The sequence below is a fragment of the Actinopolyspora sabaoui genome, assembly GCF_051225635.1.
GTDB lineage: Bacteria > Actinomycetota > Actinomycetes > Mycobacteriales > Pseudonocardiaceae > Actinopolyspora.
On the sequence record NZ_JBMIHH010000005.1, the window covers coordinates 367,427 to 389,496 of the forward strand.

Genomic DNA, 22,070 nt, shown 5'->3' on the forward strand with positions numbered 1-22,070 from the left:
GGCTCCTATTCCTGTGGCAGCGGCAGCAGTGTGTCTTCGTGGAAACCGGCTTCCTGGCCGGCGGCGGCCATCTCGTCGAGTGCTTCCTCCCGCTCCTGCCACGTGCGGTGCTGGTAGGCCACGATGTCTTTCAGGCGCATCTTCCGGTGACGGCCGTGGAGCGCATAGGGAATCTCGCCTGCCTCGAGCCGTTTGATCAATGTCGGTCGCGAGACTCCCAGTAGGTCGGCCGCCTCCTGGGTAGTGAGCATCGTGTTGTGCGGAGCCACCGTGATGGCCAAGCCCCGCGACATGGCGCTGACCACATCACGCAGCGCTTGGAACACGGGATCGGGCAGCTCGAGCTCGCTGCCATCCGGCCCCAGTAGTAGCGCGTGCCCACCTTGTTGGTCATTTGCGAGCTGTTTGGCCAGCGCGCCCAACAGGTTCTGCTCCTTACCCGCATCCGGAGGTAGCAGAGTCTGATCCTGCATCGTCGCGGTCATGGGTTGAGCCTCCCTCGACGCGTAGCGGCCCGCGAAGGCCGCTCGCTTCCTGCGTGTGCCAGTGTACATACCTATTCGAAAAAATCGCAATTTCTGGATCTTGTGCTGGGGCTGTTGTCGCCGCTGGCCTACCGAGACTCCCCGCTCCGTTCGTGGATTTCGCGCGAAATTGATGCTCTGACACGGCAACAGCGCCGTGCCCTGTCGATTCCCCTCGGGGCGCGCGGCGATTACGCGATAAATCGCCGCGCGAGCGGTACCGCTGCTCGGCGGATCCCTACTCGATCGGGTAGGACGGGGGCATGGAGGTTCTCAGCAGCAGGATGATCCTGCGTCCCGGTGACCATGATCGCTCGGTGCGGTTCTACCGAGACACGCTCGGACTCGCGATCCACCGCGAGTTTCCCGGGGGCACGGTGTTCTTCCTCGGGCAGGGGCTGCTGGAGGTGTCCGGCACCGGCAGCAGCGGCCCCAGCGAGGACCAGATGCTGTGGCTGCAGGTGCGCGACGCCGCCGAGAGCGTCCGTGAACTGCGCGAGCTCGGAGTCGAGGTACTCGCCGAGCCGGAGCGGCAGCCCTGGGGGCTGATCGAGGGAACCGTCGCCGACCCCGACGGGATGCGGATCGTGCTGGTGGAGGTGCCACCGGAACATCCGCTGCGCAGTGACGTTCGGCAACATCCCTGATCCGTGGTCCGCGCGGGCCCGGCGGGGCGGTCGGGCCACCCGTCCTGCCCCGCTCCGCCGCGACGTGCGGGGCGCGGTCGCACTCCCGGGTTGGGGTCGGGCATTCCGCACTTTCGTGGGACCATGGGCGCAAGCCCTGCCCGTACGCGAGTCGACATCCCGCGAGGAAGACTTCAGTGAGCACCTTCGCAGACACGACCTTCACGTCTCCTGAACGCATCAGGAACTTCTGCATCATCGCCCACATCGACCACGGCAAGTCGACGTTGGCCGACAGGGTGTTGCAGCTCACCGAGGTGCTCGACGAGCGCGCGTACCGGGACCAGTACCTGGACCGGATGGACCTGGAGCGCGAGCGCGGCATCACGATCAAGTCCCAGAACGTACGACTGCCGTGGCAGGTCGACGGGGAGGACTACGTGCTGCACCTGATCGACACCCCCGGCCACGTCGACTTCACCTACGAGGTCAGCCGCTCGCTCGCCGCTTGCGAGGGGGCGATCCTGCTGGTGGACGCGGCCCAGGGAATCGAGGCGCAGACCCTGGCCAACCTCTACCTGGCCATGGAGCACGATCTGGAGATCATCCCCGTGCTCAACAAGATCGATCTCCCCGCCGCCGCTCCCGACCACTACGCCGCGGAGCTGGCCCACATCATCGGTTGCTCGGAGTCCGACGTGCTGCGCGTCTCGGCCAAGAGCGGCGAGGGTGTCGCCGACGTGCTCGACGCCGTGGTGCTCAACGTTCCCGCGCCGGTCGGCGAGCACGACTCGCCCGCCAGGGCGATGATCTTCGACTCGGTCTACGACACCTACCGGGGCGTGATCACCTACATCCGGGTTGTCGACGGCAGCATCACCCCGCGCGAGAAGATCCGGATGATGTCGACCGGAGCCACCCACGAGCTGCTCGAAGTCGGCATCATCTCGCCCGACCAGAAACGCTCCGAAGGACTCGGGGTTGGTGAGGTCGGTTACCTGATCACAGGTGTCAAGGACGTTCGCCAGTCCCGGGTGGGTGACACGGTTACCTTCGCCAAGAACGGTGCCGAGCACCCACTGCCCGGCTACCGCGACCCGATCCCGATGGTCTACTCCGGGCTCTACCCGATCGAGGGGTCCGACTATCCGGTACTGCGTGACGCGCTGGACAAGCTGCTGCTCAACGACGCCGCGCTGACCTACGAGCCGGAAACCTCCGGCGCGCTCGGCTTCGGTTTCCGCTGCGGCTTCCTGGGGCTGCTGCACCTGGAGATCACCAGGGCGCGGCTGGAGCGCGAGTACAACCTCAATCTCATCTCCACCGCTCCCAACGTGGTCTACGGCGTCACCCTGCAGGACGGTACCGAGCTGGAGGTCACCAACCCTTCGGACTGGCCCGAGGGCAAGATCCAGGAGGTGCGCGAGCCGATCGCGAAGTGTACGGTGATCGCTCCTGCCGAGTTCGTCGGCGCGATCATGGAGCTGTGCCAGAGCAGGCGCGGGCGGCTCGACAGTATGGACTACCTCTCCGAGAGCCGCGTCGAGCTGCGCTACACCATTCCGTTGGCCGAGATCGTGTTCGACTTCTTCGATCACCTCAAGTCGCGCACCCGCGGCTACGCCTCCATGGACTACGAGGAGGCGGGCACGCAGGCCTCGGATCTGGTCAAGGTCGACATTCTGTTGCAGCACGAGGCGGTGGACGCCTTCAGCGCGATCGTGCACAAGGACAACGCCTACTCCTACGGCACCAAGATGGCCTCCAAGCTTCGGGAACTCATTCCGCGCCAGCAGTTCGAGGTGCCGATCCAGGCGGCCGTGGGGTCGCGGATCATCGCCCGCGAGACGATTCGCGCCATGCGCAAGGACGTGCTCGCGAAGTGCTACGGCGGTGACATCAGCCGTAAGCGCAAGCTGCTGGAGAAGCAGAAGGAAGGCAAGAAGAAGATGAAGACGGTCGGCCGTGTCGAGGTGCCGCAGGAGGCGTTCGTGGCCGCGCTGTCCACCGACGAGTCCGCCAAGGACGACTCCAAGGGAGACTCCAAGGGCAAGAAGTAGCCGGCTGGGAAAGTAGCAGCGGAGTCTTGCCGACCCGGTTTCCGTCGGGCTCGTTCGGTGGGACATGCCGCGCGCTCCCGCTTCGGGTGTCCGGTACTCCTCCCGCGCGAAAGCCTGTAAGGGTGTGTCGCACCGCTCCCGCGGATCCGCGAAACGAGGGGGCAGCACCGGATCGTGTTCCCTAGGATCGGTCTTCGTCGCATCGAGGATCGAAACGAGGGACGATGTCCGAAAAACACGAGTACGAAACCGTGGTGCGCTGGACCGGGAATCGGGGCAGCGGTACCGAGAAGTACGACTCCTACGGCCGTGAGCACCTGGTCGAGGTCGCGGACAAGGCGCCCCTGCGTGGCTCGGCCGATCCGGCCTTCCTGGGGGATCCGGAACTGCTGAACCCGGAGGAGCTGCTGGTCGCCTCGCTCGCGCAGTGCCACATGCTCTGGTATCTGGGGATCTGTGCCTCCTCCGGCGTCGTGGTCACCGAGTACCGCGACGCGGCTCGCGGCACCATGACCGAGGAGCGGGGCGGTGGAGGTCGTTTCACCGAGGTGGTGCTGCGCCCGGAGGTGACGGTTCGAAGCGAGTCGATGCGTGACAGGGCTGCGAAGCTGCACGAGCAGGCGCACCGCAAGTGCTTCATCGCCAATTCCGTGAACTTTCCGGTCCGGCACGAGCCCGTGATCCGCGTGGCGAGCTGACCGGGCCGCGAGACCGGTCGGCCCTCTTCTTCCGGTGCCCCGGGCGGCGATTCCACGAGAAATCGCCGCCCGGGAGCAGTGGGATATCACCCCGTTTCGGGTACTCAGCGTGGTGCGTTGGTTACTTTTCAGGTCGCGACAAATATTCGGGTGGTGTGACGCTCGTCCCGCTTCGCCGTTTCCGTTTTTCCCTATAGATACTGTCTATGTCTTTAATTCAAAAATTGTCTGGCAAGTGTCGGATTTGTGTGGTGACCTGCGTTTATCTTTCGTTGGCGCCGATTCTGAGTGGTGGTTCGGTGGGACGTGTCGGCGCCTCGGGGTTGCGTTTCCCGTGCCGTCGGTTAGTATGCCCCAGCGAATAACGGCGGTTTCGGTTGGTTCGGTAATCCGGTGAAATCGTCGGTTGGTGCCCACGGGTGCGCGTGATTGATCAAAGACGATCCTCGTCCGCCACCCGCGGTTTTTTGTTTTCGACCGGTGGACGACCGGATGCTGTCCCGATCATTACGATTTCAGGAGGTCTGGCATGAGTGATCCGGAGATGTCGCGAACGAGTCTCCCGATCCGGGGAGGAGCTCGGCAGCACGCGTCATCGCTGGACATCCGCGAGCAGGACCCGCCGTTCTCCCCGCCGGAGCCGCCGAGCGCGCCCGAAGGGGCTCCCAACGTGGTGCTCGTGCTGCTGGACGACATGGGTTTCGGAGCCCCCAGCGCCTTCGGCGGGCCGTGCGAGATGCCCACGGCCGACCGGCTGGCGGAGAGTGGGCTGCGCTACACGCGGTTCCACGTGACCGCGGTGTGCTCGCCGACCCGGCAGTCGCTGCTGACCGGCCGCAACCACCACTCGGTGGGAATGGGAGTCACCACCGAGATGGCCAGCGCCGCTCCGGGGTACAACGGGATACGGCCGTTGAGCGCGGGCACGATGGGCCAGATACTGTCCGGTAACGGCTACAACACCGCGGCGTTCGGCAAGTGGCACCAGACCCCGGCGCGCGACGTCAGTGTGGCGGGCCCGTTCGACCGTTGGCCCACCGGTGAGGGCTTCGAGAAGTTCTACGGCTTCATGTGCGCGGAGATGAACCACTGGTACCCCGTGTTGTTCGACGGGACCACACCGGTGGAACCCGACCGCGGACCGGAGGACGGCTACCACCTCTCCGAGGACCTGGTCGATCGTGCGATCGACTGGGTGCGTGACCAGAAGTCGCTCAAGCCCGAAACCCCCTTCTTCGCCTACCTCCCCTTCGGCGCGACCCACGCGCCTTACCACGTTCCGAAGGAGTACCGCGACAAGTACCGGGGCAGGTTCGACCACGGCTGGGACCGGCAGCGTGAGATCACCCTGGAGCGGCAGAAGGAACTGGGAGTCGTTCCTCCCGAAACGGAACTGGCCCCGTGGGCCGAGGGCGTGCCGCACTGGGACGAACTGTCCGAGCAGGAGCGGGAGTCCGCCGCCTCGTTGATGGAGCTCTACGCGGGATTCGCCGAGCACACCGACGACCAGATCGGCCGTCTCGTCGATGAGCTGGAGCAGCAGGGCGAACTCGACAACACCCTGTTCGTCTACATCCTCGGCGACAACGGCGCCTCCGCCGAGGGAGGACTCGGTGGCACGCTCAACGAGCACCGGTATGCCAGCGGCATCCCGGACGACGCCGAGACGATCAACCGCCACCGTGAGGAACTGGGTGACGCGACCACGCACGCCCACTATCCGGTCGGCTGGGCACTGGCGATGAACACGCCGTATCAGTGGACCAAACAGGTCGCCTCGCACTTCGGTGGGACCAGGGACGGCATGATCGTGCACTGGCCACGCGGCATCGCCGAACGCGGCGGTATCCGTGACCAGTTCCACCACGTCATCGACGTGCTGCCCACCGTCCTCGAAGCCGCCGGGATTCCACAGCCCGACGAGGTGAACGGGGTCACGCAGCAGCCGGTCGAGGGCACGAGCATGCTCTACAGCTTCAACGACGCCTCGGCAGCGGAACGCCGCCGGATCCAGTACTTCGAGATGGTGGGCAACCGCGGGATCTACCACGACGGCTGGATGGCGGTCACCAGGCACGGCACCCCGTGGGACATGGTCCAGGACGGCACCCGGCACTACTTCGACGACGACCGCTGGGAGCTCTACGACACGAACGTGGACTGGAGTCAGGCCCACGACCTCGCGGCGGAGCACCCGGGCAAACTCCGGGAGTTGCAACAGCTTTTCCTGGTTGAGGCCAGCCGTTACAACGTGTTCCCCCTCGACGACCGCATGACCGAGCGGGAGAACCCGCGGGAGGCCGGACGGCGCGACCTGCACGGCGATCGTCGGTCGATCACCTTCCACGCCTCCGCCTCACGGTTGACCGAGGAGACCGCACCCAACGTCAAGAACCGCTCGCACACCCTGACCGCCCGTATCGAGGTCCCCGAGTCCGGTGCGGACGGTGTGCTGGTGGCCCAGGGCGGACGTTTCGGCGGCTGGTCGCTGTACGTACACCAGGGGCGCGCCTGCTACGCGTACAACTACTTCGGACTCGAGCTCTACCGGGTGCGGACCGAAGAACCACTCCCCACCGGTGAGCACGAGATCGTGCTCGACTTCGCCTACGACGGTGGCGGTGTCGGTATGGGCGGGACCGCGACCCTCCACGTCGACGGTGAGCAGTGCGGACAGCAGCGGGTGGGTGGCACCATCCCGTACTATTTCGCCTTCGACGAGACGTTCGACATCGGAATCGACCGTGCGTCACCGGTCACCGACGACTACCCGCCGGTGGACAACGCCTACCCGGCCAAGCTGCACAGCGTGCGGGTGGATCTCGGCGACGATCTGCACAGCGACAGCGACAGCGAACGCGACCGCGAACTGTTCAGGGCGGCTCATGACTGACACGACAACGGGAGACTGCTGCGCACCCACGCGGCCCGCGGGTGATGCCTCGCCGACGGAGACGGTGCGCACCCGGGTCCACTCCGGTTCCACCGTGGGGCTGGTGCGGCTCGACGGCGGCGAGTTCCGGATGGGAAGCGAACGGGACGAGGCGTACCCGCAGGACGGCGAGGGGCCGGTGCGGACGGTGCGGCTCGACCCGTTCTGGATCAGCCCGACGGCCGTGTCGGTGGCCGATTTCGCCGTCTTCGTGGATGCCACCGGCTACCGTACCGACGCCGAACGGTGGGGGTGGTCGTTCGTGTTCGGCGGGCTGCTGCCGGACGACTTCCCGCCCACGCGCGGAGTCGCCGCCGCTCCCTGGTGGCGCCAGGTCGAGGGCGCCTACTGGTGGCGGCCGGAGGGGCCCGGTTCCGATGCCGGGGATCGCCCGGATCACCCGGTCACCCACGTCTCCTTCCGGGACGCGCTCGCCTACTGCGACTGGGCCGGGCTGCGGCTGCCGACCGAGGCCGAGTGGGAGTACGCGGCCAGGGGAGGGCTCGAGGGAAAACCCTTCCCGTGGGGTGAACAGCTGGAGCCTTCCGGACGGCACCGGATGAACGTCTGGCAGGGTGAGTTCCCCGGGCGCAACGAGTGTTCGGACGGTTGGTACGGGACCTGCCCGGTGGACGCCTTCGAACCCAACGGCTACGGGCTGCACAACACGACCGGCAACGTGTGGGAATGGTGTGCCGACCGGTTCGACCCGGATTTCCCGGCGCGGGACACCCGGGTCAACCCGAGGGGGCCCGAGCGGGGAGAACGGCGCAGCGCGCGCGGCGGTTCCTACCTGTGCCACGAGTCCTACTGTCGGCGTTACCGGGTTTCGGCGCGTCAGGGAGTCACCCCTGACTCGTCCATCGGCAACATCGGGTTCCGGTGCGTCCGCGACGTGTGGTCGAGTGACGAGGAGCAGGAGGCGGCGGGATGGAACGCAGGGAGCTCGAGTACTTCCTGACCATTGCCGACCAGGGGAGTTTCACGGCCGCGGCCCAGACGCTGCGTGTCGCGCAACCCTCGCTGTCGCACGCGATCGCCTCGCTGGAGAACCGGCTCGGCGGGAGGGTGTTCCACCGGCTCGCACAGGGTGTGAGCCTGACCCCGGCGGGCGAGGCACTCCTGGAACCGGCACGGCAGGTGATGCGTGACTTCAGCACGGCCACCGACTCGGTGCGCAAAGTGCTGGGGCTCGCGGGCGGCAGGTTGGACATCGTCGCCCAGACCACCCTGGCCGTGGACCCGTTGGCCGATCTGGTCGGTTCGTTCCTGCGCATGCATCCGAAGGTGGCCGTGCGCATCACGGATCCCGAGCTGGGGTCCGATGTCACGGCCGCCGTACGGGCGGGCGAGTGCGAGCTCGGCATGGTCGACTCCACCGAGGAGACGGTGGACGATCTCGGCAGCATGGTGTTGCCGGGGCGGGAGTTCCTGGCGGTGCTGCCCGCCTCGGCCGATCCGGGACGTTCCGCGCTGTCGCCCGCCGACCTCGCCGCGCTGGACTGGGTCAGCACCCCGAAGGGAACCGCGCCTCGCGAGGTCATCGAGAACACCGTGGGCACCCAGGGCAGCAGTCCACACGTGGCGGTCGAGACCGCTCACCAGGCGATGATCGTGCCCAGTGTGCTGGCCGGAGCGGGTGCCACGTTGCTGCCCGCTTCGATGGCCCGGGAGGCCGCCGAACGCGGCGCGGTGACCGTCTCACTGCGGCCACGGGTGATCCGGCGCGGAGTGCTGTTCTGGCGTCGCGGTCCGCTGTCGCCGTCGGCCGCGGAGTTCGTGAGCCTGGTGGAGGAACTCGTGCGACGTGGACCGGGAGACCGCTCCGGGGGGTAGTGGCGGTGCGGGTCGGATCAACGGCCCCGCCTTCGCCGCACACCGCGGAGCGGAACGGGTCATTCCCACCTCGGGAGGCGAGACGATTCTGTTCGGAATTGTCTCTTTCGGGAATCGAGAGGATCGATGAATCATGGGTTGTCCGAGAACTGTCGCGGATGGCACGGTGAATCTTTGAATGTCGGAGATCCGATCGGCCGTCCTGGTTCGTAGGATTTTCGGGTGATCGTCGTCGTGTTTGTTCGTCGGTGTGCGACACCGCGAACTGAAAGGAGGTGTGGCATGGCGAGGTTGGTGTTTTTGGCGTTGGTGGGTTGGCCTGCAGGCGGATTTACGGGGCGCTGGATGTCGTTCCGGGTTTCGTTGTTCCGGGCTGGACACAGCGTCCGTGCTGTCCGCGTGTCCCCGATCTTTGGATAGTGATTTCCGTGCAAACGTCAAGAACGAATCGTTCCGCGATCGGAGGCGTTTTCTTCGTCTCCGTCGCGGTCACGGCGCTGGTCGTCCTGTGGGGCGTGGTGGCACCGAAGGGCTTCGAGGCCGTCACCAATCGCCTGTTCGGCCACGTCGTTTCGGATCTGAGTTGGCTTTTCCTGCTCGCGGCGAACCTGTTTCTGGTATACGTGATATATCTTGGAGTCAGCAGGTACGGCAGGATCAAACTCGGAAAGAAGGACGACAGGCCCGATTTCGGTCGGTTGTCCTGGTTCGCCATGATGTTCCAGGCCGGTATGGGGCCCGCCATCATCTTCTGGGGCCTGGCCGAGCCGCTGTCGCACTATGTCAACGTGCCGTTCGGTCTCGCCGAACCCGGCTCGGAGGAAGCCGCCGGGGTGGCTATGCAGTACTCCTTCTTCCACTGGGCGTTGCACCCCTGGGCGATCTACGCCACCGCGGGCCTGGCCGTGGCTTACTTCACCCACCGCAAAGATGAGAAGGCGCTGATCAGCGCCATTTTCCGACCTTTGATCGGTGACCGCGTCGACGGTCCGATCGGAAAGACGATCGACATCCTGGCGGTGTTGGCGGTCGTGTTCGGCATCGCCGTCGCCCTGGGACAGGCCGGACTGCAGATAACGGCGGGGCTCGGTCAGACGTTCGGGGTGCCCACGGTGATGTTGGTGCAGCTCGTGGTCCTCGGCCTCACCACGGCTGCGTTCATGGTCTCGGCCACGACGCGGATCGAGCACGGCATCAAGTGGCTCGCCAACATCAGCATGCTCATCGCCCCGCTGCTGCTGGTCTTCTACTTCGTCGTCGGGCCGACCGTCACGCAGCTCAACGTCCTCACCGAGGGCATCGGCGATTACCTGTCCAACATCGTCCCGATGAGCTTCCGGCTGGACGCGTTCAGTCCGAACACGGATTGGTTGGGGAGCTGGACCGTGTTCTACTGGTCCTGGTGGATCGCCTGGGCCCCCTACGTGGGGATGTTCATGGCCCGCATCTCCCGCGGACGTAGCATCCGCGAGTTCGTCGGAGCCACCGTTCTCGTTCCCAGCGTGGTCAGCATAATCTGGATCGCCGTGTTCGGTGGAGCGGCGCTGCGGCTGGCCCGCGACGGGCAGGGCTCCGACATCGCCGGAACCGTGGCGGAGAGCCCGGCCGCTGGGATGTTCGTCTTCATCCAGCAGTACCCGTTGCCCGTCCTCCTGTCGATCATCACGCTGGTGGTGCTGTGGGTGTTCTTCGTCGCCGGTGCCGACGCCGGCACCGTAGTACTGGGCGAACTGTCCACCGGCGGCTTCTCGAATCCCAAGGTCTGGGTCCGACTGCTGTGGGGACTCCTGTTGGCGGGCGTCGCGGCGGTACTGCTGGTTTCCGGTGGCCTCGGCGCGCTCCAGAAAGCCTCGGTACTCATCGGGACACCGTTCACGATCGTTCTGATCGGTATCTGCGTGGCCTTCCACAAAACCATCTCCAAGGAGAACATCCCGCACGCCGAGGGGCCCTCGTACAGTGGACCCGCCGAGGCCGAGGACCGCGAGCCCGAGGACAGCGATTTCGAGAACAGCGATTCCGAGGAGAGCGAGCCCGCGGAGCGGCGGTCCGGAGGTGAGGAACATTCCGAGGAGCGTGTGCACCTTCGGTAACCACCACCGATGATCACGGCTACCCGCCATAGCCGAACCCGGTCCCGGTGTCACCGGACCGGTGCGGTACCTCGGTGACCACGTATTTCGGAGCCGGGGTCACCTTGCTCGAATTGGTGGCGTGTGTGCTGTGGGCCGAGGAGACCAAGGGCAAGTCGTCGGCCGAGGCCGACGCGGGAGCGTCTTCTTCCGGCGGCTCCGGCGCATGGGCTACCACGTCGAGTCGGTCGCCACGTGACTTCCGTCGCTTGGCGCCGTTGCGGACGCTCCTCCCCGAAGCCATACGGGGAGGAGCGTCCTTTTCCGGGAGCCCGTTTTCCGGGACGGGGTCCCGGAACCGGTTCAACCGTGGTGGGTTTCCAGGAACGAGTAGACGTCGGCCTCGTCCACCCCGGGGAAGGTGTCCGAAGGCAACGCCGACAGCACGTGCGAGTGTGCCCGTGCCGAGGGCCAGACCATGCCCTGCCACCGGTTGGCCAGTTCGGCGGGCGGGCGTTGGCAGCACTCACCGTTCGGACAGCCCGACTTGGAGTGGTTCGTGGTCTCGCGCCCCCGGAACCAGCGCGACTCGGTGTAGGGCACGCCGAGTGTGATGGCGAAGTCGCGTCCCCTGCTCGGGTCGACGTGTGCCACACACCAGTGGGTGGCACCGGGTTTGTCGGTGTACTGGTAGTAGGTGGAGTAGCGGTCCGGGGAGGCGAACACCTGCCGCCCGGCCCAGTACCGACACATCCGCTGGCCCTCGATCGCCCCGGTGGGGTCCGCGGGGAACTCCAACCCGTCGTTGGCGTATGCCTTGTAGATGATCCCGGTCTCGTCGTTGCGCACGAAGTGACAGACCAGATCCAGGTACTGCGTGGCGAGGTTGGTGAACCGGTGTGCGGCCATCTCGTAGGACACCGAGAACACGTCGCGCAGGTCCTCCACGGCCAGGTCCCGGTCGGCTTTTGCCTGGCGCAGGTAGCTCACCGCGGCGCTCTCGGGAATGAGTACGGCGGCGGCGAAGTAGTTCGCCTCCACGCGCTGCCGCAGGAAGTCGGCGAAGTCGCGTGGTTGCCGGTGTCCCAGAGTCAGGTGCCCGAGGGTCTGCAGCAGGATGGTGCGGGGGCTGTGCATTCCCAGCGACTCGCGTCGCAGGAAGATCCGGTTGTGCCGCAGGTCGGTCACCGACCGCACCGAACGGGGCAGGTCGGTGACGAAGCGAAGCCCGTACCCGAGATGCGTGGCGATCGACTGGATCAGCCCTTCGGAAAGCGGACCCCCGTGGTACCCGACACCCCGCAGGATCTCGCCCGCGGATTTCTCGATCTCGGGGAAGTAGTTGCCGTGTTCGCGCATCATGCCGCGCAGCTCCGCGTTGGCCGCCCGGGCCTCCTCGGGGGTGGCCACCCGCTTCGTCTCCCTGCGCCGTAGCTCCTCGTAGAGCGCCAGCACGTGTTCCAACGCCTCGGTGGGGACCCGCTTGCCGATCTTCAGTGGTGGCACGTCCAGTTGCTGGTAGAGCGGGTCCAGCTGTGCCTGCTCCACGGCTATCTCCAGCTCGGCACGCCGGTTCGGCGGCTTCTTGGACATCAGTTCGTCCACCGAGCTGTTCAACGCCACGGCCAGCGAGCGCAGCAGTGACAGCTTCGGTTCGCGGTGTCCGTTCTCCAGCAGCGAGAGCTGCGAAGGTGCCCGATCGACCCGTTGCCCCAGCTCGGAGAGGGTCAACCCGGCCGCCTTGCGCATGTGGCGCAGCCGCTGTCCGAAGACGAGCAGGTCCTGCTCGTTGGAAAAAGTGCCGCGTTCTTCCGTTGACTCGGCCGTAAACTCCGACATGCGGTTCACCTTAGCAGAAAAATTACAAAATTTTGTCCGGATCAGGGCTCGTTTTTTCTTGGTCGAGTACCAACACTGGGATCAACAGGCCGCAAGCGATCGGAAGGTGAAAGCCATGAGCCCGCAACCCGGTACCCGTGAACAGGCCCTGCAGGCAGCCAAGGATCTGCAGCGCGACTGGGAGACCAACCCCCGTTGGAAGGGCGTCGAGCGCACCTACTCCGCTGGTGACGTCATCCGACTCCGTGGCTCGGTGCAGGAGGACAACACCCTGGCCAGGCTGGGCGCCGAACGGCTCTGGAACCTGCTGCACGACAACGACTACATTCACGCGCTCGGTGCGCTGACCGGAAACCAGGCCGTCCAGCAGGTCCGCGCCGGACTGCAGGCCATCTACCTCTCGGGTTGGCAGGTCGCCGCCGACGCGAACCTCGCGGGTGAGACCTACCCGGACCAGAGCCTGTACCCGGCCAACTCGGTCCCGCAGGTGGTTCGGCGAATCAACAACGCGCTCAAGCGCGCCGACCAGGTCGCCTGGGCCGAGGCGCTGGACGCCGAGGCCAACGAGGTCGAGCAGGAGGACCGGCACTGGCTGGCCCCGATCGTCGCCGACGCCGAGGCCGGCTTCGGTGGTGTGCTCAACGCCTACGAGCTGATGAAGGGCATGATCCAGGCGGGCGCCGCCGGTGTGCACTGGGAGGACCAGCTCGCTTCCGAGAAGAAGTGCGGTCACCTCGGCGGCAAGGTGCTCATCCCCACCAGTCAGCACGTCAAGACGCTCAATTCGGCCCGGCTGGCCGCCGACGTCGCCGGGGTGCCCTCCCTCGTGGTCGCCCGCACCGACGCGCAGGCAGCCACGCTGCTGACCAGCGACGTCGATGAGCGCGACCAGAAGTACGTCACCGGTGAGCGCACTTCGGAGGGCTTCTACAAGGTCACCAACGGCATCGAGCCCTGCATCGACCGCGGGCTGGCCTACGCGCCGTACTCCGACCTGATCTGGATGGAGACCTCCACACCGGACCTGGACGTGGCCAAGCGGTTCGCCGAGTCCATCAAGGCCCAATACCCCGACAAGATGCTGGCCTACAACTGCTCGCCGTCGTTCAACTGGCGCAAGAACCTCGACGACAGCACCATCGCCAAGTTCCAGCGCGAGCTCGGCCAGATGGGCTACAAGTTCCAGTTCATCACGCTGGCCGGTTTCCACGCGCTGAACTACAGCATGTTCGACCTGGCGAAGAACTACGCCTCGGAGGACATGACGGCCTACGTCGACCTGCAGGACAGGGAGTTCGCCGCGGAGAAGGACGGCTACACGGCCACCAAGCACCAGCGGGAGGCCGGAACCGGCTACTTCGACCAGATCAGCATGGCGGTCAACCCGGACTCCTCGACCACCGCGCTGGCCGGTTCCACCGAGACCGCGCAGTTCTGAGGGAGACCTCCCGGGCCGGTTGCCGAGTGGTTTCCCGGACGGAACCTCCGGCCACCGCTCGGACAGGCCCGAAGTCGGGTGGCGAGGGGGCGTGCCACGGCCCGTGGTGAGCCGAGGTACGGCCCGAGACCCCCTCCGTCACGAACCGGTGAGGCGCCGATCCGGCGTCGTGGCGGAGGGCGATGGCAGTGAGCGCCGTACTCCTGCGGCGGCGTTCACCAAGACGCACCAGCGGCCCTGTGGCGGGGTGTGATGATCGCGATGGTGCGAGTGGGCGGGAACCCGGATCGGTGGGTTCCCGCCCATGCTTGTGTGCCGGGCCCCGCCGTGCCCGCTCGTCCCCGGCGAAGGTGGATATGCTCCGCGTTCCGTGCCCGACAGGCGGATCGCCGAGCGACGGCCCCGCCCGCCTCCCGAGCGGATTTCGAATTCCGCTCGATCGGGAGACGTGCGATGCATAGGCTGGCTCCGTGAGTCGCGTGCACAAGGTCAACATCGCAACCACCGCCCGCACGGGTGAGTGGACGGGCCGGATCGGTGCCAGCGGGATCGACAAGCGACCGGTGCGGGGGCCGGTGCCGGTCGACATCCCGGGAGTCGTGGGGGACACGGTCTGCGACACCGACAATCACGGCCGCTGGTTCCAGGCCGTCTACGCTTACGACATCGAAGACCTGCGGTACTGGTCCGGCGAGATCGGGCGGGAACTGGAACCGGGCAACGTCGGGGAGAACCTGACCCTGGAAGGCTGCGACTGCGGCAGCGCGGTGATCGGGGAGCGTTGGCGGATCGGCACGACCGTGCTGCGCGTGACCGGCCCACGCACCCCCTGCAGGGTTTTCGCGGGTTTCTGGGACATGCCGGGGCTGATCAAGCGGTTCACCGAGCACGGTAGGCCCGGGGCCTATCTGGCGGTGGAGCAGCCCGGGGAGATCACCGCCGGCGAATCCCGCGAGGTGCTGTACCGACCGGAGCACGGCGTGACGATCGCCGAGCTCTTCGCGTTCCGGATGGGGCGTGCGACGCCCGAACTGGCCGAACACGTGGCTGCGGCCGAGCCCGATCTGCCCGAGTACTGGGCGGTGAAGGTTCGCTGACGAGCTCCGTCGCACGCCGCTCGTCCGGGAACCGACGATGGGACTCGCTCGTGTGGTCGGTTGTCGGTGCGCGTGGCGGTCTCCTGCCGAAGTGCGGCTTCGCTCGTGACTATCCCGCTTGTCGGTGGTGACGGGGCTCAGACGTCGAGTGTGCGGGCGAGTGCTCGCCGCACCTCAGCGAGTTCTTCCTCGGTGGGCGCCAGTTCCGGAGCGAACCGCCGGAGATCTCGCGTTGTCACGGTGCGTACCCGCTCGGTGACGACCCAGCTGTCGGCGGCCGCGATGTGGACACGCTGCGAGCGCTCGCTCCGTTCCACACCGGTCAGCGGTAGCACGTTGACCAGTGCGCTGTTGGTCAGTTCCAGGTGGAAACGCGACGAGACCACGAGAACCGGGCTTTGCCCGCTCTGTTCCTCGTCGTGCACCGGATCGAGATCGACGATCCAGACGTCACCCGGGCTGATCGGTTGGGCGGTCACGTGAGCTCCCGAATCTCGTTGGTCGGCAGGGTGGCGAACGGTTCGTGAATCAACTCCGCAGCCGGATCCTCCCCGCTTCCGCTGTTCGTGCGTCGACGGGGTGCCACGCACACGCTCGATGCCGCCGGTGAGCGTGGCGAGGTGTGCGGCCTCCGGCGCCGCGCCTCCTTCCGGTTCGGCCGTTGACCTCACACAATCGTGTTGTGACACAGCACACCCTGTTGTGATGTGTTGCATTGGGGCAATGATTGGATTACCAAAAGTTTGGCTTCCAAACGCATAACGGGAGCCGGCGACCGGTGCGAGGGAAGGGTGCGTAGCGGAATGACCACTGAGCTGGAGCACTTCATCGACGGCAAGCGTGTCGCCGGGACCTCCGGTAACCACGATGACGTGTTCGATCCGAACACCGGAGGTGTGCAGGCCAGGGTGCCGCTGGCCTCCGCCGCGGAGGTCGACGCCGCGGTGCGCGGCGCCGCCGAGGCGCAACGCGAGTGGGCGAACTGGAACCCCCAGCGCAGGGCGCGCGTGCTGATGAGGTTCCTCGAACTGTGCCGTGACGAGATGGATTCACTCGCGCGGCTGCTGGCCTCCGAACACGGCAAGACGGTTCCCGACGCCAAGGGCGACGTGCAGCGCGGCCTGGAGGTCGTCGAGTTCGCCACTGGCATTCCCCACCTGCTCAAGGGGGAATACACCGAAGGTGCGGGCGCGGGCATCGACGTCTACTCGATGCGCCAGCCACTGGGGGTGACAGCGGGGATAACCCCGTTCAACTTCCCGGCGATGATCCCGCTGTGGAAAGCCGCCCCGGCCATCGCCTGCGGCAACTCCTTCGTACTCAAACCCTCCGAACGTGATCCCTCGGTGCCGCTGCGGCTCGCCGAGCTGTTCGTCGAGGCCGGGCTGCCACCCGGCGTGCTCAACGTGGTCAACGGTGACAAGACCGCGGTGGACGCCCTGCTGACCCACCAGGACGTGGCCGCGATCGGATTCGTCGGCTCCTCCGACATAGCCGAGTACATCTATTCCACCGCCACGGCCCACGGCAAGCGGGCGCAGTGCTTCGGCGGGGCGAAGAACCACATGATCATCATGCCCGACGCCGACCTCGACCAAGCGGTGGAAGCCCTGGTCGGTGCCGGGTACGGCTCAGCGGGTGAGCGCTGCATGGCCATCTCGGTGGCCGTTCCCGTCGGGCAGCCCACGGCCGAGGCGCTGGTGGAAAAGCTCACTGAACGAGTCAACGGGCTCCGGATCGGCACCAGCTTCGACGACTCCGCCGACTTCGGCCCGTTGGTGACGGCCGCCGCCAAGCAGCGGGTCGACGACTACATCGGCATCGGCGTCGAGGAGGGCGCGGACCTGCTGGTCGACGGCCGCGGATTCCGGATGCCCGAACACGAGAACGGCTTCTTCACCGGTGCCTCGCTGTTCGACCACGTCACCTCGGACATGCGGGTCTACAACGAGGAGGTCTTCGGCCCCGTGCTCTCGGTGGTCCGCGCCGCCGACTACGAGGAAGCGCTGCGGTTGCCCAGCCAACACCAGTACGGCAACGGTGTCGCGATCTTTACCAGGGACGGCGACGCCGCACGTGAGTTCGCGGGCCGGGTGGACACCGGCATGGTCGGTGTCAACGTCCCGATCCCGGTGCCGATCGCCTACCACACCTTCGGCGGCTGGAAGCGTTCCGGATTCGGCGATCTCAACCAGCACGGTCCCGACTCCATCCGGTTCTACACCAGGACCAAGACCGTGACCTCGCGCTGGCCCTCCGGCCGGAAGGAGGAGGCCAGCTTCACGATCCCGACCATGCACTGAGCCGCTCCGCAGGCGACCCGGTGGGCCGTCCGCCGCACCGCCGCGCCGGCCGGTCCACACCGCCGGTGGTGACCCCACCGGCGGTGTGACCACCCCGGAACGCGAACCGGTGCCGCCACCGCGAGAGGCCCGACGCCGCGATCCGGCGTCCCCGATCGAGCAGGAGTCCCACATGACCGCTTCCGTGATCGCCTCCGAAACCCCGCGATCCCCGTTCGCGCTCACCGACGACCAACGTGCGCTCAAGGAGACGGCGGGCGAGTTCGCGGCGGAACGCATCGCCCCCGACGCGCTGCGATGGGACCGGGAGAAACACTTCCCCGTGGACGTGCTGGCCGAGGCGGGCGAGCTCGGCATGGGCGGCATCTACGTCGACGAACAGTACGGCGGCACCGGCCTCAGCAGGTTCGACGCCGCCCTCGTCTTCGAGGAGCTGGCCACCGGGTGCCCCACCATCGCGGCCTACATCTCGATACACAACATGGTCGCCTGGATGATCGATGCTTTCGGCGACCAGCGGCAACGCGCGCGGTGGCTACCCGAACTGTGCGCCATGCGGAGCCTGGGCAGTTACTGCCTCACCGAACCCGACGCCGGTTCGGACGCGGCCTCGCTGCGCACCAGGGCGGTACTCGACGGCGACGAGTACGTGGTCAACGGGGTCAAGCAGTTCATCTCCGGAAGCGGCTACTCCGGCGTCTACGTGGTGATGGTCCGTACCGGCGAGCCGGGGCCCGGGGGTATCTCCGCCCTCATCGTGGACGGCGCCAGCGAGGGCATCTCGTTCGGCCCCGAGGAGGACAAGATGGGTTGGAACGCCCAGCCCACCCGGCAGGTCGTGTTCACCGACGTGCGGGTTCCGGTGCAAAACCGGCTCGGTGAGGAGGGCATCGGCTTCCGCATCGCCATGTCCGGACTGGACGGCGGCCGGCTCAACATCGGTGCCTGCTCGCTCGGCGGCGCCCGCGCCGCACTGGAGCGCGGCCTGGCCTACGTCGAACAGCGCTCCGCCTTCGGAAGCAGGATCGGCGACTTCCAGGCGCTGCGCTTCAAACTGGCCGACATGGCCACCGAACTGGAGGCCGCCCGCACCCTGCTGTGGCGCGCCGCCGCCGCGTTGGACGCCAAGGACCCCGAGGCCACCAAGCTCTGCGCCATGGCCAAGCGACTCGCCACCGACAGCGGATTCAACGTGGCCAACGAAGCCCTTCAGCTTCACGGGGGTTACGGATACCTTGCCGAGTACGGCATCGAAAAGATCGTTCGCGACCTGCGGGTGCATCAGATCCTGGAAGGAACGAACGAAATCATGCGACTGATCATTTCCCGTGGACTGTTGGAGTCGAACCAATGACAACTCACGACGCCGAACAGCAGCAGGTGCTGCTCGACGTGCGGGGAACCCTCGGCCGAATCACGCTCAACCGGCCGAAGGCCCTCAACTCGCTGACCATGGAGATGGTCACCTCGGTGCTGGAGGCGCTGGAACGGTGGCGCGCCGACGACCGGGTGCGCACGGTGCTCATCGAAGGGGCCGGTGACCGCGGGCTGTGCGCGGGCGGGGACATCCGCGCCATGTACGACGCGGTCAAGGCGGGCGAGCCCGAACACACCGAGGAGTTCTGGGCGGCCGAGTACCGGATGAACGCCGCTCTGGCGCACTACCCCAAGCCGGTCGTCGGCATCATGGACGGCATCTGCATGGGTGGCGGCGTCGGCATCTCGGCACACGGTTCGCACCGCGTGGTCACCGAGCGTTCCAAGGTCGGCATGCCCGAGGTCGGCATCGGTTTCGCCCCGGACGTCGGTGGTACCTATCTGCTCTCCCGTGCCCCGGGGCAGCTCGGCACCCACATGGCGCTGACCGGAGCCCCGGTCAGCGGTGCGGACGCTATCCACTGCGGCCTGGCCGACCACTACGTCGACAGTTCCGAACTCGACGAACTGGTCAACGCACTCACCGAGGGGGATGCCGGAGCCGTACTGGACAAGTACGCCACCGCGCCCCCGGAGTCCGGGCTGCGCGCCGCCGCGGACTGGATCGACGAGGTCTACGCGGCCGACTCCGTGGAGCGGATCCTGACCGAACTCCGCTCCCGGAGCGAACCGGAGGCGGTCGAAGCGGCCGAGACCATAGCCACGAAGTCGCCCACCTCGCTGAAGGTGACGCTGCGCGCGCTGCGGTCGGCGGCGCGACTGAGCTCCCTGGAGGAAGTGCTCGACCAGGAGTACCGGGTCTCGCTGGCCTGCGTGCACCGCGGCGACTTCCTGGAGGGCGTGCGCGCCACCCTCGTGGACAAGGACCGCAACCCGGCCTGGTCCCCCGCCCAGCTGGAGGACGTGGGCGAGGAGCACGTGGCCGCTTTCTTCCGCACTCCCACCAACGGGGATCTCGGTCTGTCCGGCTGATCTCCCCGCAAACCCCTGGTTTTCGTGCCAGTGTCGGATCGCGAGAAAGGTAATCGACCATGGCAGTCATCGGATTCATCGGGTTGGGGCACATGGGCGGCCCGATGTCGACGAACCTGGTCAACGCCGGCCACACCGTGCGGGGCTTCGACCTGATGCCGGAAGTGATCGAGCGCGCGAAGGCGAGCGGGGTGACCACGGTCGACTCCGCGCCCGAGGTGGTTACCGGCGCCGACGCCGTGATCACGATGTTGCCGGGGGGTAAGCAGCTGCTGGACTGCTACGACGGGATGCTGGGCTCGGTCGCGCCGGGCACGCTGCTGATCGACTCCTCCACCGTGGACGTGGCAGACTCGCGGAAGGCGCACGAGCTGGCCGCGGCCGCGGGGCTGGACGCGATAGACGCACCGGTTTCCGGCGGCACGGCCGGTGCCGAGGCGGGCACGCTGACGTTCATGGTCGGCGGCTCCGAGCGGGCCTACCAGGCCGCGCAGCCCTTCCTGGAGCCCATGGCGCGGAAGGTGATCCACTGCGGTGGTGACGGCAACGGTCAGGTCACCAAGATGTGCAACAACCTCATGCTGGCGGCGGCCATGCTGGGCACGGCCGAAGCGTTCGTGCTGGGGGAGAAACTCGGACTCCCGCACCAGGCGCTCTACGACGTGACCTCCGTGTCGACCGGGCAGAGCTGGTCGCTGACCACCAACTGCCCCGTGCCGGGCATGGTGGAGACCAGCAGGGCGAACCACGACTACGAGCCGGGTTTCGCGGCCTCGCTGATGCTCAAGGACCTCAACCTGGCCGTTTCGGCGGCCGAGCAGAGCGGCACCGACAGTGAGGTGGGGCGGTTGGCCGCGCGGATCTACGACCGGTTCAACTCGGAGGGCGGCGGTGGTTACGACTTCAGCGCCGTGATCGAGTCCATCCGGCGCCACTCCGAAAGCTAGTCGGAGGGCATTCCTGTCCGGCTGCTTGGGTGGTCGCTTGGCGGAACCTCTCGCACCGCTCTAGCTCCGGGGAGGCCCGACATCGGGTAGCGACCTACACAACGTCGGGCCTTCCTCGCGAGAGCACCGCGAGAGAACCCGCGGCGGTGCCGGTGGCGAGAGTGACCGGAGCTCGGCTTGCGGGAGTGCTCGGAGTGCGGCTTGCGAGGGTGGTCGGGGTTCGGCCTGCGGGCGCAAACGCGAAGGGTGAGCGCCCGGGCGGACGCGGCGCGACCGAGCGCTGCAGCCGATTCACGTGCCTTCCCAGGCGGGCTGGACCGGTCAAGCAGGGCTTGGTGTCGTTGGCCGTTCCGTCGCGCGGGGTGCCCGGCGCACGCTGTAACCACCCCGGGAGTACGCTGACGGTCCGTGATGGGCGAGCTGGTCGCGTTGTGGGACGGAGTCGAGTCGTGGCTCGTGCTGCTTCCCTACCCGTTCCAGGTGGCGCTGGTGCTCGTTGTTCTCGTGCCGCTGTGCTGGTTGGTGGCGCGGCTCGTCGACCGGATCGTCGACGAGATCTCGGCCAAGGCGAGCAGGATTCGCGACGCCGAGCCACCGTTGCGCAGCAAGGAAAGTTACGAGCGCCGTGGAAGCGTCGTGGAAGCGAGTTCGAACCGTGCCGGTTCCGAGAGGTAGTGGCACGGTGTGTCGTGCCCACGCGTCGTTCCGAGGGAGGCGTGGGTGAGTTCGCGCGCTCGAATCACCGGCACCCTGGTGCTGTTGCTCGCGCTGGTCGTTCTCGGCTGGGTGGGCCAGTATGTCGACGGAATGTGAGCGTCGTGGACCCCGGGTATCGATCCGGCAAGATTGAATCGCACGGTTGATGATGATGAATGCGGTAGGCTTCCTGAAGCGACACGCCAGGAAGGACACGTCAGTGGTCGAGCCCGCCCCGCTGCCCGTCGTGGGCACCACCGCAGAGGCGGTCGAGCAGGTCCGGTCGGCGGGGGCCCATCCCCACGTGGTCGACGGCAGCGAGCTGGTCAACAAGCGCATGATGCTGTGCGCGATCGCCGCCCAGCTCTCGTTCCCGGAATGGGCGGGGCGCAATCTCGACGCGCTCTACGACTGCCTGATCGATCTGTCCTGGCTCCCGACCGGAGAGCACGTGTTGATCTGGTCCGGTTACCGGGTGCTGGCCGAGCACGACCCCAAGGCGTATCGCGGCATCGGTTCGGTGCTGGTGGCCGCGGCACAGGAATCAGGCGAACGAGTGTTCCGCGCCGTCTGCACTACGGACTGAGCGCACT

General features: G+C 66.8%; 18 protein-coding genes. 15 read left to right on the forward strand and 3 right to left on the reverse strand.

Annotation, left to right across the window (positions count from 1 at the left end):
- Positions 1 to 5: 5 nt before the first annotated feature.
- A complete protein-coding gene (locus ACOQFL_RS11710; protein WP_435544153.1) occupies positions 6 to 473 on the reverse strand; it encodes a helix-turn-helix domain-containing protein in 468 nt (155 codons plus the stop codon).
- A 314-nt stretch (positions 474 to 787) separates the two neighbouring features.
- Between ACOQFL_RS11710 and ACOQFL_RS11715 the strand changes: the two genes are divergently transcribed.
- From ACOQFL_RS11715 to ACOQFL_RS11745, 7 genes are all read left to right on the forward strand, one after another.
- Entirely contained in the window at positions 788 to 1,171 is a 384-nt protein-coding gene (locus ACOQFL_RS11715) for a VOC family protein (RefSeq protein ID WP_435544154.1), read from the forward strand.
- A 176-nt stretch (positions 1,172 to 1,347) separates the two neighbouring features.
- Complete coding sequence (lepA, locus tag ACOQFL_RS11720) at positions 1,348 to 3,210, forward strand: translation elongation factor 4 (RefSeq protein ID WP_435544155.1); 1,863 nt, start codon at positions 1,348 to 1,350, stop codon at positions 3,208 to 3,210.
- Between the two features lie 224 nt (positions 3,211 to 3,434).
- On the forward strand, positions 3,435 to 3,908 hold the full coding sequence (locus ACOQFL_RS11725; protein ID WP_435544156.1) for an OsmC family protein: 474 nt from the start codon (positions 3,435 to 3,437) through the stop codon (positions 3,906 to 3,908).
- Positions 3,909 to 4,437: 529 nt separating this feature from the next.
- Complete coding sequence (locus ACOQFL_RS11730; protein WP_435544157.1) at positions 4,438 to 6,801, forward strand: arylsulfatase; 2,364 nt, start codon at positions 4,438 to 4,440, stop codon at positions 6,799 to 6,801.
- Positions 6,794 to 7,801, forward strand: coding sequence for a formylglycine-generating enzyme family protein (locus ACOQFL_RS11735; protein WP_435544158.1), 1,008 nt, complete (start codon positions 6,794 to 6,796; stop codon positions 7,799 to 7,801). The genes ACOQFL_RS11730 and ACOQFL_RS11735 overlap by 8 nt, the downstream gene beginning before the upstream one ends.
- Positions 7,771 to 8,676 (forward strand): LysR family transcriptional regulator, encoded by a 906-nt coding sequence (locus ACOQFL_RS11740; protein WP_435544159.1) that lies wholly within the window; start codon positions 7,771 to 7,773, stop codon positions 8,674 to 8,676. The genes ACOQFL_RS11735 and ACOQFL_RS11740 overlap by 31 nt, the downstream gene beginning before the upstream one ends.
- Before the next feature lie 428 nt (positions 8,677 to 9,104).
- Entirely contained in the window at positions 9,105 to 10,769 is a 1,665-nt protein-coding gene (locus tag ACOQFL_RS11745; RefSeq protein WP_435544160.1) for a BCCT family transporter, read from the forward strand.
- A 342-nt stretch (positions 10,770 to 11,111) separates the two neighbouring features.
- Here ACOQFL_RS11745 and ACOQFL_RS11750 read toward each other — a convergent pair whose 3' ends face one another.
- Positions 11,112 to 12,587: a helix-turn-helix domain-containing protein gene (locus tag ACOQFL_RS11750; protein WP_435544161.1), complete on the reverse strand. Its 1,476-nt coding sequence runs from the start codon at positions 12,585 to 12,587 to the stop codon at positions 11,112 to 11,114.
- A gap of 115 nt (positions 12,588 to 12,702) precedes the next feature.
- Between ACOQFL_RS11750 and aceA the strand changes: the two genes are divergently transcribed.
- A complete protein-coding gene (gene aceA / locus ACOQFL_RS11755; protein ID WP_435544162.1) occupies positions 12,703 to 14,025 on the forward strand; it encodes an isocitrate lyase in 1,323 nt (440 codons plus the stop codon).
- 470 nt (positions 14,026 to 14,495) lie between these two features.
- Positions 14,496 to 15,122: an MOSC domain-containing protein gene (locus ACOQFL_RS11760; RefSeq protein ID WP_435544163.1), complete on the forward strand. Its 627-nt coding sequence runs from the start codon at positions 14,496 to 14,498 to the stop codon at positions 15,120 to 15,122.
- Between the two features lie 137 nt (positions 15,123 to 15,259).
- On the opposite strand, the gene ACOQFL_RS11765 is transcribed toward ACOQFL_RS11760, so the two are convergent.
- A complete protein-coding gene (locus ACOQFL_RS11765; RefSeq protein WP_435544164.1) occupies positions 15,260 to 15,601 on the reverse strand; it encodes a type II toxin-antitoxin system PemK/MazF family toxin in 342 nt (113 codons plus the stop codon).
- Positions 15,602 to 15,925: 324 nt separating this feature from the next.
- Between ACOQFL_RS11765 and ACOQFL_RS11770 the strand changes: the two genes are divergently transcribed.
- From ACOQFL_RS11770 to ACOQFL_RS11795, 6 genes are all read left to right on the forward strand, one after another.
- Entirely contained in the window at positions 15,926 to 17,425 is a 1,500-nt protein-coding gene (locus ACOQFL_RS11770; protein WP_435544165.1) for a CoA-acylating methylmalonate-semialdehyde dehydrogenase, read from the forward strand.
- Positions 17,426 to 17,597: 172 nt separating this feature from the next.
- Entirely contained in the window at positions 17,598 to 18,779 is a 1,182-nt protein-coding gene (locus ACOQFL_RS11775) for an acyl-CoA dehydrogenase family protein (protein WP_435544166.1), read from the forward strand.
- Positions 18,776 to 19,834, forward strand: a complete 1,059-nt coding sequence (locus ACOQFL_RS11780) for an enoyl-CoA hydratase/isomerase family protein (RefSeq protein ID WP_435544167.1) — start codon at positions 18,776 to 18,778, stop codon at positions 19,832 to 19,834. The genes ACOQFL_RS11775 and ACOQFL_RS11780 overlap by 4 nt, the downstream gene beginning before the upstream one ends.
- Before the next feature lie 59 nt (positions 19,835 to 19,893).
- Positions 19,894 to 20,781 carry a 3-hydroxyisobutyrate dehydrogenase gene (mmsB, locus tag ACOQFL_RS11785; protein ID WP_435544168.1) on the forward strand — a complete coding sequence of 296 codons (888 nt, stop codon included), beginning with the start codon at positions 19,894 to 19,896 and terminating at the stop codon, positions 20,779 to 20,781.
- Positions 20,782 to 21,192: 411 nt separating this feature from the next.
- The gene (locus tag ACOQFL_RS11790) at positions 21,193 to 21,456 is read left to right on the forward strand and encodes a hypothetical protein (RefSeq protein ID WP_435544290.1); all 264 of its coding nucleotides are present in this window, start codon (positions 21,193 to 21,195) and stop codon (positions 21,454 to 21,456) included.
- 268 nt (positions 21,457 to 21,724) lie between these two features.
- Complete coding sequence (locus tag ACOQFL_RS11795; protein WP_435544291.1) at positions 21,725 to 22,063, forward strand: barstar family protein; 339 nt, start codon at positions 21,725 to 21,727, stop codon at positions 22,061 to 22,063.
- The last annotated feature ends 7 nt before the right edge of the window (positions 22,064 to 22,070 follow it).